The sequence below is a fragment of the Streptomyces durocortorensis genome (assembly GCF_016901035.1).
Lineage (GTDB): Bacteria > Actinomycetota > Actinomycetes > Streptomycetales > Streptomycetaceae > Streptomyces > Streptomyces durocortorensis.
Genome location: NZ_JAFEUF010000081.1, coordinates 14,178 through 29,229 on the forward strand (window position 1 = coordinate 14,178; position 15,052 = coordinate 29,229).

13 protein-coding genes, 4 tRNA genes and 1 pseudogene are annotated in these 15,052 nt (G+C 70.9%); 9 read left to right on the forward strand and 9 right to left on the reverse strand.

The window, feature by feature from the left end:
- Nucleotides 1-221: 221 nt before the first annotated feature.
- Nucleotides 222-479, reverse strand: coding sequence for a DUF3073 domain-containing protein (locus JS521_RS17450; protein ID WP_006125824.1), 258 nt, complete (start codon nucleotides 477-479; stop codon nucleotides 222-224).
- Nucleotides 480-780: 301 nt separating this feature from the next.
- Complete coding sequence (locus JS521_RS17455; RefSeq protein WP_205083903.1) at nucleotides 781-1,872, reverse strand: Leu/Phe/Val dehydrogenase; 1,092 nt, start codon at nucleotides 1,870-1,872, stop codon at nucleotides 781-783.
- Nucleotides 1,873-2,049: 177 nt separating this feature from the next.
- On the opposite strand from JS521_RS17455, the gene JS521_RS17460 reads away from it, so the two are divergent.
- Complete coding sequence (locus tag JS521_RS17460; protein WP_205083904.1) at nucleotides 2,050-2,895, forward strand: DUF8083 family protein; 846 nt, start codon at nucleotides 2,050-2,052, stop codon at nucleotides 2,893-2,895.
- Between the two features lie 629 nt (nucleotides 2,896-3,524).
- Entirely contained in the window at nucleotides 3,525-3,731 is a 207-nt protein-coding gene (gene bldC / locus JS521_RS17465; protein WP_003949541.1) for a developmental transcriptional regulator BldC, read from the forward strand.
- 585 nt (nucleotides 3,732-4,316) lie between these two features.
- Here the strand turns inward: bldC and JS521_RS17470 are convergent.
- The 3 genes from JS521_RS17470 to hrpA form a co-directional block, all read right to left on the reverse strand.
- Nucleotides 4,317-4,547 (reverse strand): DUF6274 family protein, encoded by a 231-nt coding sequence (locus JS521_RS17470; RefSeq protein WP_205083905.1) that lies wholly within the window; start codon nucleotides 4,545-4,547, stop codon nucleotides 4,317-4,319.
- A 165-nt stretch (nucleotides 4,548-4,712) separates the two neighbouring features.
- Nucleotides 4,713-4,787 (reverse strand) — tRNA-Asp (locus JS521_RS17475).
- A gap of 128 nt (nucleotides 4,788-4,915) precedes the next feature.
- On the reverse strand, nucleotides 4,916-8,848 hold the full coding sequence (gene hrpA / locus JS521_RS17480) for an ATP-dependent RNA helicase HrpA (protein ID WP_205083906.1): 3,933 nt from the start codon (nucleotides 8,846-8,848) through the stop codon (nucleotides 4,916-4,918).
- A gap of 142 nt (nucleotides 8,849-8,990) precedes the next feature.
- On the opposite strand from hrpA, the gene JS521_RS17485 reads away from it, so the two are divergent.
- The 3 genes from JS521_RS17485 (at nucleotide 8,991) to JS521_RS17495 (ending at nucleotide 11,224) form a co-directional block, all read left to right on the forward strand.
- A complete protein-coding gene (locus tag JS521_RS17485) occupies nucleotides 8,991-9,488 on the forward strand; it encodes a hypothetical protein (protein WP_205083907.1) in 498 nt (165 codons plus the stop codon).
- A 75-nt stretch (nucleotides 9,489-9,563) separates the two neighbouring features.
- Nucleotides 9,564-10,358 carry a DsbA family protein gene (locus tag JS521_RS17490; protein ID WP_205083908.1) on the forward strand — a complete coding sequence of 265 codons (795 nt, stop codon included), beginning with the start codon at nucleotides 9,564-9,566 and terminating at the stop codon, nucleotides 10,356-10,358.
- Nucleotides 10,355-11,224: a cytochrome c biogenesis CcdA family protein gene (locus tag JS521_RS17495; RefSeq protein ID WP_205083909.1), complete on the forward strand. Its 870-nt coding sequence runs from the start codon at nucleotides 10,355-10,357 to the stop codon at nucleotides 11,222-11,224. Before JS521_RS17490 ends, JS521_RS17495 begins: the two co-directional genes overlap by 4 nt.
- Nucleotides 11,225-11,265: 41 nt before the next feature.
- On the opposite strand, the gene JS521_RS17500 is transcribed toward JS521_RS17495, so the two are convergent.
- The 4 genes from JS521_RS17500 to JS521_RS17515 all read right to left on the reverse strand — a co-directional run bounded on the left by JS521_RS17500 (nucleotide 11,266) and on the right by JS521_RS17515 (nucleotide 13,268).
- Nucleotides 11,266-11,339: transfer RNA gene (locus JS521_RS17500), tRNA-Phe, on the reverse strand.
- Between the two features lie 22 nt (nucleotides 11,340-11,361).
- Nucleotides 11,362-11,436 (reverse strand) — tRNA-Asp (locus tag JS521_RS17505).
- Between the two features lie 38 nt (nucleotides 11,437-11,474).
- Nucleotides 11,475-11,547 (reverse strand) — tRNA-Glu (locus tag JS521_RS17510).
- Between the two features lie 80 nt (nucleotides 11,548-11,627).
- The gene (locus JS521_RS17515) at nucleotides 11,628-13,268 is read right to left on the reverse strand and encodes a metallophosphoesterase family protein (protein WP_205083910.1); all 1,641 of its coding nucleotides are present in this window, start codon (nucleotides 13,266-13,268) and stop codon (nucleotides 11,628-11,630) included.
- A 136-nt stretch (nucleotides 13,269-13,404) separates the two neighbouring features.
- On the opposite strand from JS521_RS17515, the gene JS521_RS17520 reads away from it, so the two are divergent.
- The 4 genes and pseudogenes from JS521_RS17520 to JS521_RS17535 all read left to right on the forward strand — a co-directional run.
- The gene (locus tag JS521_RS17520) at nucleotides 13,405-13,755 is read left to right on the forward strand and encodes a metallopeptidase family protein (protein WP_205083911.1); all 351 of its coding nucleotides are present in this window, start codon (nucleotides 13,405-13,407) and stop codon (nucleotides 13,753-13,755) included.
- The gene (locus tag JS521_RS17525) at nucleotides 13,752-14,216 is read left to right on the forward strand and encodes a fluoride efflux transporter FluC (protein ID WP_205083912.1); all 465 of its coding nucleotides are present in this window, start codon (nucleotides 13,752-13,754) and stop codon (nucleotides 14,214-14,216) included. Before JS521_RS17520 ends, JS521_RS17525 begins: the two co-directional genes overlap by 4 nt.
- On the forward strand, nucleotides 14,213-14,587 hold the full coding sequence (locus tag JS521_RS17530; RefSeq protein WP_205083913.1) for a fluoride efflux transporter FluC: 375 nt from the start codon (nucleotides 14,213-14,215) through the stop codon (nucleotides 14,585-14,587). The genes JS521_RS17525 and JS521_RS17530 overlap by 4 nt, the downstream gene beginning before the upstream one ends.
- Nucleotides 14,588-14,744: 157 nt before the next feature.
- Nucleotides 14,745-15,052 (forward strand): annotated as a pseudogene (locus tag JS521_RS17535) (hypothetical protein); the annotation flags it as partial.

The window sequence follows — 15,052 nt, forward strand, 5'->3', positions numbered from 1 at the left end:
CCCCCCCTTCCACCTCGTCGTGCTTTTGTTGGGGGTGTTCTTTGATCTCTCCTACCTCCCCCCCCCGCCGGGTCCGGCCCCCGCCGCCCCCCCCCCCCCCCCCCCCCCCCCGCACCGGGTCCGGACGGACTGGATCAGGACACACGAAAGCCAGCCCGGATCAGGACACACAGAACCCGGCCCGGGGCAGGCCCGGACCGGGTTGAAGTGTCAGCGCGAGGTCAAGCGCCGCGGCGCTGTGACGACGGACCGGACTGGTCGTCCTGATCGTCGTCATCGTCCTGGTTGTAGCGATCCGCGTACTGTGCGTACGGGTCATCTTCCTCGTCGTCGTCCTCGAACGGCTCTGCGTTCGGTGGCTGACTCGAAGGCGATGCGCCCAGCTCATTGGCCAGACGCGACAGGTCCGTCCCGCCGCTGCTGTACTTCAGCTGGCGGGCGACCTTGGTCTGCTTGGCCTTTGCCCGGCCGCGCCCCATGGCTCGACCCCCTCGGTGACGGGGCTCGACGGCCCCAGAGTCTTGACACGCGTTCATGTTTCGGGACGGACTCTCGACAGAGAGACCGCGCCCGTAGAGCTTTAACGGTACCTGCTTCCGTGGCCATACGGTACGCCGCCCGCATTCCGGTCCCCGGCACAGGGCCAGTGAGGAGCCCCGTCCTCGCTGGTCAACTGCGATTTTAACCTCTTGTGGAGGTACGACCCGCCGACCGGCGTGAGTCTTGTCTCGCCGGCCGCCGGGTCGTACCCCGCTGCCCGGTCAGTGGGGGCGCGCCTCGTCAGTGGGCGCGCGCCTCCGCCATCCGCTGCTCGGCCAGCCGGTCCGCCGCCGCGGCCGGCGGAATCCCGTCTGCCTTCGCACGTGCGAATATTTCCAGCGTGGTGTCGAAGATCTTCGTCGCCTTCGCCTTGCACCGGTCGAAGTCGAACCCGTGCAGCTCGTCGGCCACCTGGATCACGCCACCGGCGTTGACCACGTAGTCGGGGGCGTAGAGAACCGACCGGTCGGCCAGGTCCTTCTCCACCCCCGGGTGGGCCAGCTGGTTGTTGGCCGCGCCGCACACCACCTTCGCGGTGAGCACGGGGACGGTGTCGTCGTTCAGCGCGCCGCCGAGCGCGCACGGCGCGTAGACGTCCAGGCCCTCGGTGCGGATCAGCGCGTCGGTGTCCGCCGCCACGGTGACCTCGGGGTGCAGGTCGGTGATCGTGCGCAGCGACTCCTCGCGGACGTCGGTGATCACGACCTCGGCCCCGTCGGAGAGCAGGTGCTCGACGAGGTGGCGGCCGACCTTGCCGACGCCGGCGACGCCGACCTTGCGGCCGCGCAGCGTCGGGTCGCCCCACAGGTGCTGGGCCGAGGCCCGCATGCCCTGGAAGACGCCGAACGCGGTGAGTACCGAGGAGTCGCCCGCGCCGCCGTTCTCGGGGGAGCGGCCGGTGGTCCAGCGGCACTCCCGGGCGACGACGTCCATGTCGGCGACATAGGTGCCCACGTCGCAGGCGGTGACGTAGCGGCCGCCGAGCGAGGCGACGAACCGGCCGTAGGCGAGGAGGAGTTCCTCGCTCTTGATCTTCTCCGGGTCGCCGATGATGACGGCCTTGCCGCCGCCGTGGTCGAGGCCGGCGAGTGCGTTCTTGTACGACATCCCGCGCGACAGGTTCAGCGCGTCGGCGACGGCCTCGGCCTCGGTGGCGTAGGGGTAGAAGCGGGTGCCGCCGAGGCCGGGGCCCAGGGCGGTGGAGTGGAGGGCGATGACGGCCTTGAGGCCGGTGGCACGGTCCTGGCAGATCACGACTTGCTCGTGGCCTCCCTGATCCGAGTGGAACAGGGTCTGCAGTACGTCTACGTGCCCGCTGGTCACATCGGTCACTGTGGTGACTCCCAAATAACACGAAGCGGCGGAGGCCCTCCTAGGGGTGGGGAGGACCCCGGACCGACCGGCACGGCCGGTCCGATGGGCAAGAGCGTAAGTCCTCCGGCGGCCCGGATCTGCCCCCGTGCAAAGGATCACCCCCGGGGGGTGATCCTCCGTGACACGATGCGCTCCATGTCGGTGGTGTCTTCGGTGCTCGTCCCTTACACGTCCTACCTCCGGGTCTACGAGCCGCTCGCCGCATTCGCCGAGCCCGAGCGGAGTCACTGGGCGCGCTACGCGCTCCGCGACGACCTCCCCACGGCTCAGGACGAACTGCGCCGCTCGCTGGCCGACTTGGCGTCGACGCCGCCGGTCGGGGTGCCCGTCCACGAGAGCGGCGACGCGTTCGTGGCGGAGCTGGACGGGGTGGTGTGCGTCTGTCCGTGGCGGACCCGGCTACGGGGCTGGCTGGCTCTGGAGGAGCTGGGGGAGATGTTTCCGGCCAACGTGCTCGACGCCGTGCTGCCCGCGGTGGTGCGCGGCCAGGCGGCGGCGGACCATGAGCGCTGGCAGCGGCTCCACCCGGACGCGCGGCCGTGGATCCGCACCACGGTGTGGCAGGTCCCGGTGCGGTGGTTCGTCCTCTTCCTCGACGAGGAGCGGGATTACGCGCCGGCGGACGGGGAGGGGGCCGGGCCCGTCCTGCGCTACCGCACCCCGATGGTCGAGGCCCGGCGCCGGCTGGCACGGGCGCTGCGGACGCTGCGGGAGAGCGTTCCGGAAGGGCCGCTGACCGAGGGCCTGGTGGACGTGGGGCGCTGGCTGGAGGAGTTCCATCCGCGCTCCCTGGTCGAGCTGGACTACGGGGGCCTGGTGCACGCGCTGCCGGCGGAACGGCTCGCCGGGGACCGGTCGGCGGCGGACGTGGCGGAGGGGCTCACCGCGCTGCGGGACGGCGACAGCGAGGGCGCGAGCGCGGCGTACGCGCGGCTCGCGGAGCGCTGGCGGGCCGTACGGGACCTCCAGTTCACCAATTGACGTGAAAAGGCCCACAGCGGCATCAAGGTGACGGAACCGGGGCATCCTTCATCCAGGACGACAGACCGGGACGCGAGCCGGAAGGAGGAGAGGGGAGCGGGAACGGGCGGGCCGTGAACCGGTGTTCCGTGTGACGCGTGAGGTCTCATGGGACGGGCGAGGCGGAAGCGTACGCGGCTGAGCCCGGGACCTACGTCCCGAACCGGGCCTTTGGCTCAAGCGTGATGGACAGCACTAACGGGGCTCTTGCGCCTATCCCTACTCCTCATGCCAAAATAGGACAAGGAGTCCGGGGAGGGCTCCTTCTGTCCAAGTAAGGGCAGGATGCTCGACATTGCACGCTATGGGGGGTCTGACGACTCCTGATCGCTCTGTGACTGATCGTCACTGGGGCGTGACTGTCCGCTATGGCATGGTCCATCGGCTTCCGTCGCTGATGAACACCTGGGAGGGCAATTCCATCGGTTTGGCCGACGTGGCTGGACGGATGGTGTAGTTGTAGTGCCGAGGACAAGCCGTTCGTCCTATAACCGACTCGGCCCGCGTCCGCCATTTCGGGCAACGCGGGTCAAGGTGCAGAATTTAGAGGAAAGAACCGAGAAGGTTCGGTTCTCCCGAGGAGGCCGCTCATGACCGCTCGCACCCCTGATGCCGAGCCGCTGCTGACCCCGGCTGAGGTTGCCACGATGTTCCGCGTGGACCCGAAGACGGTCACCCGTTGGGCCAAGGCTGGCAAGCTCACGTCCATCCGCACGCTCGGTGGACATCGCCGGTACCGCGAGGCAGAGGTCCGCGCACTGCTTGCGGGTATTCCGCAGCAGCGCAGCGAGGCCTGACACACCCCTGCCGAACAGCAATAACAGCAGCACAGCAGTACCGCAGCACAGCACAACATCCGGGCAGCTGACAGGTCCCCCAACCCCAGTCGCCCACCCATAGCTCCACTCGACGGACGCCTGCCCCAACGGGCGTCATACCTGTGTTCCACGGGTGTCGTCGTATCGATCGCGCTGGACTCCGCCGGGTCCAGCGCGATCTTTTTTTGTGCCCCGGGCGACCCCGGGGCGGGGTCTCTCCGGCCGCCCGGACGGCCGCTGGGCGGCGTTCCCCGGGCCGCTCCCGCCACCCGGGCCGACCCGGGTCCAGAACCGGGCGGTCGGTCGGCTTCAGCGGGCCGGCAGGGGCGTTCGTGGGTCTGTGAGCGGGTCTGTGCGGGAGTGTGGGTGAGCGTCCCGGACGCGGTGGGACAGCCCCGGACGGAACGGTCCTCGCGAGCCCACCGGCCCCGTGCAATTGCACATATTAAATTCACCAGTTGTAGGGGAGGCGTAAAATCCCCCGGTCTGAAAACTCTTTCGGTGACTACCGTCACATCACCTGATGCTTGCCAACTTCGAGCCTGCCACTGTCGGAACGCGGAGTCACCCGGCCGATGGTCGTGTCGACGGGGGTCTTTCGTCCTCGTTCCCGTCGGCGTCCCGAGGGGCCTCGGCCGCCCCTTCGGGCTCTGTGGCCGCCCCGGGCTCCATGGCGAGCCGCAGGAGACGGTGGCAGACCGCGCAGTGGCGGGTGAGATGGCGATAGGCGGAAGCGGCCGCCAGATGGGCGCGCAGCAGCGCGCGGGTCTCGTGTCGTGCTGCGGACGCGGACATACGAGCCACCTCCCGGTGAGCCCGGCCGTCCCCCGCCGAGAGAAGCGCCGAGGGTGCAGGGACGGCCTCTGCTTCTACGGGGTACCCGCGGCGGGTGGAGCCGTCAAGACGCGGGGCAGGACGCGAGAAAGCCCGGATCGAAACGATCCGGGCTTTCTTCTACTGCGGTCCTGACGGGATTTGAACCCGCGGCCTCCACCTTGACAGGGTGGCGAGCACTCCAAACTGCTCCACAGGACCAGGTTTTCGCCGCTTGCCTTGCGGCTTGCTGCGAAACCAGACTGTACAGGAGGTGGGAGGCCCAGGTCGACTTCACTCCTGGTGGTGACTCCGTCACCGCTTCCCGGGCCCTGGGGCCGAGCCCCGGCTCAGGGTGCCAGGGCGTCGATCGCCTTCACGATCCGCTTGTCCGAGACGGGGAACGCGGTGCCCAGCGCGTGGGCGAAGTAGCTCACCCGCAGCTCCTCGATCATCCAGCGGACGTCCAGCACCTCCTGCGGCACCGGCCTTCCCTGCGGGAGCTGTTCGAGCAGCCAGGCGTACTCGTCCTGCATCTCGTGGACCTTCGCCATCCGCGTGGTGTCCCGCTGCACGGCCGTAGGCATCTGCTGGAGCCGCCGGTCGGCCGCCACGAGGTAGCGCATCAGGTCCGGCAGCCGGCGCAGTCCGGTCGCCGTAACGAAACCGGACGGTACGAGTCTGGCCAGCTGCTCGCGTACGTCGGTGACGTTGGCCACCAGCGTCAGGCTGTTCGTCGACTTCAGCCGGCGCTCGCAGGCCTGCCACGCGGCCAGGATCTGCTGCACCTGGTCGATCGTGCGGACGGTGAGGTCCACCAGGTCCGCGCGCACCTTGTCGTACAGCGTCCGGAACGCCTTCTCGTCCCACGCGGGCCCGCCGTGCGCGGCGATCAGCCGGTCGGCCGCGGCGGTGGCACAGTCCTCGAAGAGGGCCTGCACCGAGCCGTGCGGATTGCGGGAGAGCGCCAGCTTCTGCTGGTTGCTCAGCCGGTCCGATGCGAACTTCGCCGGGTTCACCGGGATGTTCAGCATGATCAGCCGCCGGGTGCCGCGCCACATCGCCTGCTGCTGCTCGGCCTCGGTGTCGAAGAGGCGTACGGCCACGGTCTCGCCCTGGTCGACGAGGGCCGGATACGCCTTCACCGGCTGCCCGGCGCGACGCGTCTCGAAGACCTTGTTCAGCGTGCCGATCGTCCAGTCGGTGAGCCCGGAACGCTCGATGGACTCGCCGGAGGGCCCTGCCGTCGCCGCGGCCGCCTTGGAGAGCGCCTGGCGGGCCTTCGGGCGCAGCTGGAGCTTCAGCGCCTCCAGGTCCTTGTCCTCGGCGACCTTGCGCCGCCGCTCGTCGACGATCCGGAACGTGATCTTCAGGTGGTCCGGGACACGGGAGAGGTCGAAGTCGTCCGCGGTGACCGGCACTCCGACCATCCGCTGGAGCTCCCGCGCCAGGGTGAACGGCAGCGGCTCCTGGAGCGGGACCGCCCGGTCCAGGAACTTGTCCGCGTAGTTCGGCGCGGGGACGTAGTGCCGGCGGATCGGCTTCGGCAGCGAGCGGATCAGCTCGGTGACGACCTCCTCGCGCAGCCCCGGGATCTGCCAGTCGAAGCCCTCGGAGGTGACCTGGTTCAGCACCTGGAGCGGCACGTGGACGGTCACGCCGTCCGCGTCGGCACCGGGCTCGAACTGGTACGTCACCTTGAACTTGAGCTTCCCCTGCCGCCAGGAGTCCGGGTAGTCGTCCTTGGTGACGGCCCCGGCCTTCTCGTTGATGAGCATGGAGCGCTCGAAGTCGAGCGCGTCCGGCTCCTCGCGCTTCTTGTGCTTCCACCAGGAGTCGAAGTGCGCCCCGGACACGATGTGTTCGGGAATCCGCTGGTCGTAGAAGTCGAACAGGGTCTCGTCGTCCACGAGGATGTCGCGGCGGCGGGCCCGGTGCTCCAACTCCTCGACCTCGCCGAGCAGTTTGCGGTTGTCGTGGAAGAACTGGTGGTGGGTGCGCCAGTCGCCCTCGACCAGGGCGTTGCGGATGAACAGGTCCCGCGAGGCCTCCTGGTCGATACGTCCGAAATTGACCTTGCGCTGGGCGACGATCGGCACGCCGTAGAGGGTGACCCGCTCGTACGCCATCACCGCCGCCTGGTCCTTCTCCCAGTGCGGCTCGCTGTAGGTGCGCTTCAGCAGGTGCCCGGCCAGCGGCTCGATCCACTCGGGCTCGACCTTGGCGTTGACCCGCGCCCAGAGCCGGGAGGTCTCCACCAGCTCCGCCGACATCAGGAAACGGGGCTGCTTCTTGAACAGCGCCGAGCCGGGGAAGATCGCGAACTTGGCGCTGCGCGCGCCCAGGTACTCGTTCTTCTCGGTGTCCTTCAGCCCGATGTGCGACAGCAGCCCGGCCAGCAGCGAGGTGTGCACCGCCTGCTCGGGGATGGACGCCTCCGCCTTGGGCTCCTCGACGGTGATGCCCATCTGCTTGGCGACCGTCCGCAGCTGCGCGTAGATGTCCTGCCATTCGCGGATGCGCAGGAAGTTCAGATACTCCTGCTTGCACATCCGGCGGAACGAGGACGAGCCCCGCTCCTTCTGCTGCTCGCGTACGTAGGCCCAGAGATTCAGGTACGCCAGGAAGTCGGAGGTCTCGTCCTTGAACCGGGCGTGGTTCTGGTCGGCCTGCGTCTGCTTCTCGGCGGGCCGCTCGCGCGGGTCCTGGATGGAGAGCGCGGCGGCGATGACCATGACCTCGCGGGCGCAGCCGTTCTTGTCGGCCTCGATGACCATGCGGGCCAGGCGGGGGTCGACGGGCAGCTGGGAGAGCTTGCGGCCGAGCGGGGTGAGCCGCTTCTTCGGATCCTTCTCGGCGGGGTCGAGCGCCCCCAGCTCCTGGAGGAGCTGCACGCCGTCGCGGATGTTGCGGTGGTCCGGCGGGTCGATGAACGGGAACTTCTCGATGTCGCCGAGCCCGGCGGCGGTCATCTGGAGGATGACGGAGGCCAGGTTGGTCCGCAGGATCTCCGGGTCGGTGAACTCCGGCCGGGTGACGAAGTCGTCCTCCGAGTACAGCCGGATGCAGATGCCGTCCGACGTACGGCCGCAGCGGCCCTTGCGCTGGTTGGCGCTGGCCTGGGAGATCCGCTCGATCGGCAGCCGCTGGACCTTGGTGCGGTGGCTGTAGCGGGAGATACGGGCGTTGCCGGGGTCGATCACGTACTTGATGCCGGGGACGGTCAGCGAGGTCTCGGCGACGTTCGTCGCCAGGACGATGCGGCGTCCGGTGTGGCGCTGGAAGACGCGGTGCTGCTCGGCGTGCGAAAGGCGGGCGTAGAGGGGGAGCACCTCGGTGTGTCTGAGGTTCCGCTTGTTCAGCGCGTCCGCCGTGTCCCGGATCTCGCGCTCACCGGAGAGGAAGACCAGGACGTCGCCGGGGGCCTCGTGGCCCAGCTCGTCGACGGCGTCGCAGATCGCGGTGATCTGGTCGCGGTCGGAGTCCTCGCTGTCCTCTTCGAGGAGGGGGCGGTAACGGACTTCGACGGGATACGTCCGCCCGCTGACCTCCACGATCGGCGCTTCGCCGAAGTGGCGCGCGAACCGCTCCGGGTCGATGGTCGCCGAGGTGATGACGACCTTCAGGTCCGGCCGCTTCGGCAGCAGCCGGGCCAGATAGCCGAGCAGGAAGTCGATGTTGAGGGACCGCTCGTGGGCCTCGTCGATGATGATCGTGTCGTACGCCAGCAGCTCGCGGTCCGTCTGGATCTCGGCGAGCAGGATGCCGTCCGTCATCAGCTTCAGATACGTCGACTCCGGGTTCACCTGATCGGTGAAGCGGACCTTCCAGCCGACGGTCTCGCCGAGCGGCGTCTTCAGCTCGTCCGCGACGCGCTCCGCGACCGTACGGGCGGCGATCCGGCGGGGCTGGGTGTGCCCGATCATGCCCCGGACGCCACGCCCCAGCTCCATACAGATCTTGGGGATCTGCGTGGTCTTCCCGGACCCGGTCTCCCCGGCGACGATCACGACCTGGTGGTCGCGTATCGCCTCCAGGATCTCGTCCTTCTTCTGGCTGACCGGCAGCTCTTGCGGGTACGACAGGGCCGGCAGCCGGGCCGCGCGCGCCGCGAGCCGTTCGGCCGCCTTGCCCGCCTCGGCCGCGATCTCGTCCAGCACGGACTGGCGGGCCTCGGGCTTGCGGATGCGGCGCGCTCCTTCGAGGCGCCGGCCGAGCCGGTTCGCGTCGCGGAGCGAGAGCTGACCGAGCTGGGACTGGAGATCGGCGAAGGAAGTAGACATACGGATCCCAGGATCTCACCCGGGCCCGGCCAGTGGCGACCTCATTTCGCGCGGGCTGCGTCACGCGGCACGTACCATTTCGGGCAGTCGAACGCCTCGCCCCGTCCCCGCCCCGTCGCTCGCACGAGAAAGGCCCGGTCCCGTGTCCCGTACGCAGTGGTGGAGCCTGACGGCGCTGTTCGCGGTGGTGCTGGGGCTGCTGTGCGGACCGGCGGCTTTTGCGGCCGGCGGCGGGGCCGGGGCCGCCGCGCCGGGGGCCTACGCGCCGTCGGCTTCCGCCCAGGCCTTCGCGGCCTCCGCGCCTGGGGCCGCCGCGTCCGGGACCTCCGCGTCCGGGACCTCCGCGCCTTCCGCCTCGGCCGCGTTCTCCGTCGCTCATGATCAGGCGTCGGCCTCCGTGGCCGAGGCCCCCGACGCGGGAACCCCGGTGCCCGGCTGCGGGAAGCTCCGCGATCACGACGGCGAACCCGCCGTCCCCTCCCGCGCCCGGGCCGCCCACGACCCTGTGCCGGGTCTCGCTCCGTGGGGGCTGCCCGCCGCGACGGGCGCGCCGGCGGCCGAGCCGCCGCCGGGGATACGGGCCGCCGCCCCGGTCGCGTACACACCGACCCCGGTCGAACTCTCCGTGCTGCGGGTGTAGGGGGTGTCCTGGCGGGCAACCGCCCGCCCCGCACCCTGACCTCTCTCCTTCCGCACCATCAGCACGGAGTGCCGCATGCCCACGCCCAAGAAGCCCGCCGCCACGCCTTCGAAGTCCTCCCGCAAGCCCCTCGTCTACGGCGCGGTGGTCGTCCTCGCGGCCGGACTCCTCGGCTTCGCCTCGTACAAGGCCGCCTCCCCCGACGACACCGCGAAGGACACCACCGCCACCGGCCCCGCCGCCGAGGTCTCCGCCGACCCGAACGAGGGCGTCTACCCGGAGCTGGCGAAGCTCGCCCGTCGGGACGCGGACGACAAGCTGGCCATCGGCCCGGCGGACGCCCCGGTCGTCCTGATCGAGTACGCCGACTTCAAGTGCGGCTACTGCGGCAAGTTCGCCCGGGACACCGAGCCGGAACTGATCGAGAAGTACGTGAAGGACGGCACGCTGCGCATCGAGTGGCGCAACTTCCCGATCTTCGGCGAGGAGTCCGAGACCGCCGCCCGGGCCGCCTGGGCCGCCGGGCAGCAGGACCGCTTCTGGGAGTTCCACGGCGCCGCCTACGCCGAGGGGGCGAAGGAGAAGGGCTTCGGCAAGGACCGGGTCAAGGCGCTCGCCGACGAGGCGGGGGTGAAGGACCTGGACCGGTTCATGAAGGACCTCGACGGTGACGCGGCCCGTGCGGCGGTCAAGAAGGACCAGGAGCAGGCGTACGGGATCGGCGCCACGTCCACCCCGTCGTTCCTGATCAACGGCCGCCCGATCGCGGGAGCGCAGCCGGACGAGACGTTCACGCAGGCCATCGAGACCGCCGCCGAGCAGGCGAAGGCGTCGGGCGCGGCGGGCAAGGCCGGGGAGTCCGCGAAGTGACGGCGGACATCGGCTACTTCGCGGCCTTCCTCGGCGGGCTGCTCGCCCTGGTCAGTCCGTGCAGCGCGCTGCTGCTGCCGGCCTTCTTCGCGTACTCCATCGACTCCACCTCCCGGCTGCTGGCCCGTACCGGCATCTTCTACGCCGGGCTCGCCACCACCCTCGTCCCGCTCGGCGCGGCCGGTTCGTACGCCGGGCGGCTGTTCTACGGGCACCGCGACGCCCTCGTCACGGGCGCGGGCTGGCTGATCATCGTGCTCGGTCTCGCGCAGATCGTCGGCCTCGGCTTCGCCTCCCGGCGGATGGCGGAGCTCAGCGGCCGGATCCGCCCGACCACCGCGTTCTCCGTCTACGCGCTGGGCGCGGTCTACGGCCTGGCCGGCTTCTGCGCGGGCCCGATCCTCGGCAGCGTCCTGACCGTCGCCGCGGTCAGCGGCAGCCCGGTCTACGGCGGGCTGCTGCTGGCGGTGTACGCGCTCGGGATGGCCGTACCGCTCTTCGTGCTCGCCCTGCTCTGGGAGCGTTTCGACCTCGGCCGCCGGACCTGGCTGCGCGGCCGGGCCGTCCGGCTCGGCCGGTTCGAACTGCACACCACGTCGCTGCTGTCGGGGCTGTTCTTCATCGGCCTCGGCGCGCTGTTCCTCGTCTACGACGGGACGACCGCGCTGCCCGGGCTGCTCGGGGTCGACGACTCGTTCGCGGTCGAGCAGTGGGCGCAGAAGCTCGGTGAACGGGTGCCGGACGGTGCGGCGCTGGTCGCGGTGGTGCTGGTGGCGCTGCTGGTCCTGGGCGTACGGGCCTGGCGGCGGCGCGGTTCCGACGTACCGGCGGAGCAGGAGGAGCGGGCCGAGGCCGAGAAGGTGTGACACGGCGAAGGCCCCGTCCGGTGGACGGGGCCTTCGTGAAGTGGCTGGGGCCGGGATCGAACCGGCGACCTATCGCTTTTCAGGCGATCGCTCGTACCAACTGAGCTACCCAGCCACGCAGCCGCTGGGGCTGCAAGCGGTCCTGACGGGATTTGAACCCGCGGCCTCCACCTTGACAGGGTGGCGAGCACTCCAAACTGCTCCACAGGACCAAGCAATGTGCGAAACAAGTCTCGCACACGGTGAAACGTGCCCCCAACGGGATTCGAACCCGTGCTACCGCCTTGAAAGGGCGGCGTCCTGGGCCACTAGACGATGAGGGCTATTGGCCCGCCGGTTCGCTTTGCAGCGCGTCGGGGACGTGAGAAGCATATGGGATGGGTGGAGCTATCGCCAAAACGGTTTATGGCGATGGGGTCGGGCGCGTCCCGGAGCCCGTCGGGGACGGGCTGGGGGAGGGCGAGCCGGGGGCGTCCTTCTTCAGGTTCTCCTCCGGGAGATGGCGGCTGACCTCGGCGGTCGTCAGCCCGAGACCGCCGAGCGTGATCTCGTCCCAGGCCTGGAGCCGGCGGGTGGAGCGGTCCATGTAGAGCACCGAGGCGTGCACCTTCTCCGGCTTCTCGTTCTGCACGGCGCGCAGTCCGCCGCCACCCGTGGAGCCCTCGACCTTGAGCCGGGTGCCGAGCTTCAGCTGTTCGTTGATCCGGCGGTGGAGGTGGCCGGAGAGCACCAGCGGGACCGTGCCGTCGGTCTCCCGTGCGGTGTTCGGGTCGTGGGCGACGGCGATGTCGGCCGGGGTGCCCGCCCGCTCCTGGTCGCGCAGTGCGGTGGCCAGCCGCATGCCCTCCAGCCGGGCGGCCTCCTTGTTGCCGCCGGGGCCGGTCCGGTCCGGGGTGAAGGAGGCGTCGCCGGTGCCCGCGATCCGCAGCCCGCCGACGTTCACCGCCTTGCCGTCGTCGAGGACGCGGACGTTTTTGAACTTCTTCAGATAGTCCTGGGTGACGGTCGAGTCGTGGTTGCCGCGCACCCAGACGTAGGGCGCGCCGAGGTCGCGGATCGGGTCGAGGAAGCCGTTCTCGGCGGCGGAGCCGTGGTCCATCGTGTCGCCGGAGTCGATGATCACGTCGATCTCGTACTGCTCGACGAGCGAGGCGATGATGTGCCAGGCGGCCGGGTTGAGGTGGATGTCGGAGACGTGCAGGGCCCGGATGGTGCCGGGGTCGGGCTGGTAGACGGGGAGCGTGGAGGTCGCGTCGTACAGCTTGGTGACGTTGGTGACCAGGCGGGCCAGCTCCTGCTGGTAGATGTCGAACTCGGTGACGATCGAGCGGGCGTCGCCGACCAGGGACGGGGCGCTGGAGAGCAGCCCGGAGAACTTCGGCTCCAGGACGGACTTCGGGTTCCAGGTGGCGTACGCGCTGACGCCGGACGCGGCCAGCAGGGTGAGCGCGAGCCCGCCGGCGGCCAGGGCGCGGCGGGGGCGGCGGTAGACGACGAGGCCGAGGGCGGTCGCGCCGGAGACGACGGCGACGCAGGAGCGTACGGCCAGCTCCCGGGTGCCGGCGGCGACGTCCCGGGTGACCTCGTCCTGGAGGGTGGAGAACCGTTCCGGCTGGTCGACCAGGGCCTGGGAGCGTTCGGGGTCGAGGCGGTCCACGTCCACGTCGAGCCTCAGCGGCGCGATGTGCGAGTCCAGCTCCAGGGCGCCGAGCGGGGACACGTTGATCTTGCTGCCGCCGGTGAGGGAGGGACGCAGCGTCATGTTGGTGTCCATGGGGCCGACCGGCGTACGGATGGACCCCACGGCGAGCAGTCCCAGCCAGGCCCCCAGCACGACGACGGCGAGCATGCCCAGCGCGCGGAGCCAGGGGCGGCGGGCGGGGCCCGTCAGGTCGCCGGGGGTCGCGGTGCCGGTCCGGGAGGTGCGGGGCGTGCGGGAGCCGTCCGGGGTGCGTCCCGGGCGGGCGCCGGGCTTCGGGCGGACGAGCTGGCTGAGGCGGTGCCGGACGCGGTCGGCTGCGGCACGGAACGGGACGCGGACCATTGGGCGCGTATGCCCCGGTACGGCCTCCGCCATGCCGGGCGGCTCCACCGGTCATGCGTCCGTACGGGCCCGGTCACCGCGATGCCGGAAGGTGGCCATCTGCCCGTACCCGGCCCCCGTACGTGACAATGGCGGGGTGCTGGAGATGACGCGCGAACAGTTCGAGGAGCTGGTGAGCCAGGCTCTGGACCGGATTCCGCCGGAGCTGACGCGGCTGATGGACAACGTGGCGGTGTTCGTCGAGGACGAACCGGACCCCGGCGACCCCGAGCTGCTCGGGCTCTACGAGGGCACCCCGCTCACCGACCGCGGCGAGTGGTACGCCGGGGTGCTGCCGGACCGGATCACCATCTACCGGGGGCCGACGCTGCGGATGTGCGAGTCGCAGGAGGACGTCGTCGCGGAGACCGAGATCACCGTGGTCCACGAGATCGCCCACCACTTCGGCATCGACGACGAGCGGCTGCACGCCCTGGGCTACGGGTGAGCGAGCAGGCCCCGCAGGAGCTGCCGGAGCCCGGCCCGCCCGCCGCCCCGCAAAGCCGGGTGCTGGCGGCGGTGGCGGCCGGGGGCGCGCTCGGCGCGCTCGCCCGTTACGGGGCGCTGGTGCTGTGGCCCGGCGGTGGCGGCTTCCCGTGGACGGTGTTCGTCGTCAACGTGAGCGGCTGCGCCCTGATCGGCGCGCTGATGGTGCTCACTGTCGAGCGGGGCCGGGTGACCCACCCGCTCGTGCGGCCCTTCCTCGGCGTCGGCGTGCTCGGCGGGTTCACGACCTTCTCGACGTACGCGGCCGGCGTCTCGGACCTGCTGGTGCGTCAGGAGGTCCTCACCGCCATGGCGTACGCGGCGGTGACGGCGGCAGCCGCGCTCGGGGCGGTGTGGGCGGCGGCGGTGGCGACGCGGGCCTGGCTGGACCGGAGCGCGAGCGGCGAGGGGCGGGCCGCGTGAACTGGCTGCTGGTGGCGATCGGCGGGGCGGTGGGCGCGCCCCTGCGCTATCTGACCGACCGCGCGGTGCAGGCGCACCAGGGGCCGGGCGTCCCGTACGTCTTCCCGTGGGGCACCTTCGCGGCGAACACCGCGGGCAGCCTGCTGCTCGGCCTGCTGACCGGCGCCGCGGTGTCCTCCCCGGCGCACGCCCTGTTGGCGACGGGCCTGTGCGGGGCGCTGACGACGTACTCGACGTTCTCGTACGAGACCCTCCGCCTGGCCGAGACGGGCCGGACCTTCCTGGCCGGGGCCAATGTGCTGGCGTCGCTGCTGGCGGGGCTGGGCGCGGTGTTCCTGGGCGCGGAGCTGACGGGCGGGTTCGGGGGGTAGCGGGGCTTCGTGCGGTGAGGGCACGTGCGGGGCGTTGCGGTTTCGGGCGTGTCTCCGGCGGGGTCGCGGGAGTTGGGCACGGTGCGAAGCCTCGCTCCGGCGTCGCGGGCTCCACCCCTCGCCTCGCTTCCGCTCCCTCGCCCCGGAGGTGCCACTCGTGCGCCAGTTGTCCGCCCCTGCCCGCTGGGCAGCCGTCACCGCGCTGACGATCGCCGCGTCCACCGGCTGTATGAGCGTCGGCGAGGACGGTGCCGGAGGGCCCGGGCCCGCACGGTCCGCCGGCTCCAAGGGCTCCGCCGCCGATCCGGCCGGGGACACGGTTCCCGGCTCCGGGCGGACCGGGGGCCGCGGTGGGGGCGCCCACCCCCACTCGGACCGGGGCGTCCCCGGGAGCAGCCCGCGCCCCGACGCTTCCGGTGCCGCGCCGTCGGCCACCCCGAAGAAGGGCGCGCGCCCCGAACCGGC

Bases quoted from the DNA above. Each gene is read 5' to 3' on its own strand.
- JS521_RS17450 (WP_006125824.1), bottom strand. From the start codon at position 479: ATGGGGCGCGGCCGGGCAAAGGCCAAGCAGACCAAGGTCGCCCGCCAG.
- JS521_RS17460 (WP_205083904.1), top strand. From the start codon at position 2,050: ATGTCGGTGGTGTCTTCGGTGCTCGTCCCTTACACGTCCTACCTCCGG.
- JS521_RS17515 (WP_205083910.1), bottom strand. From the start codon at position 13,268: ATGGTCCGCGTCCCGTTCCGTGCCGCAGCCGACCGCGTCCGGCACCGC.
- bldC (WP_003949541.1), top strand. From the start codon at position 3,525: ATGACCGCTCGCACCCCTGATGCCGAGCCGCTGCTGACCCCGGCTGAG.
- JS521_RS17470 (WP_205083905.1), bottom strand. From the start codon at position 4,547: ATGTCCGCGTCCGCAGCACGACACGAGACCCGCGCGCTGCTGCGCGCC.
- hrpA (WP_205083906.1), bottom strand. From the start codon at position 8,848: ATGTCTACTTCCTTCGCCGATCTCCAGTCCCAGCTCGGTCAGCTCTCG.
- JS521_RS17490 (WP_205083908.1), top strand. From the start codon at position 9,564: ATGCCCACGCCCAAGAAGCCCGCCGCCACGCCTTCGAAGTCCTCCCGC.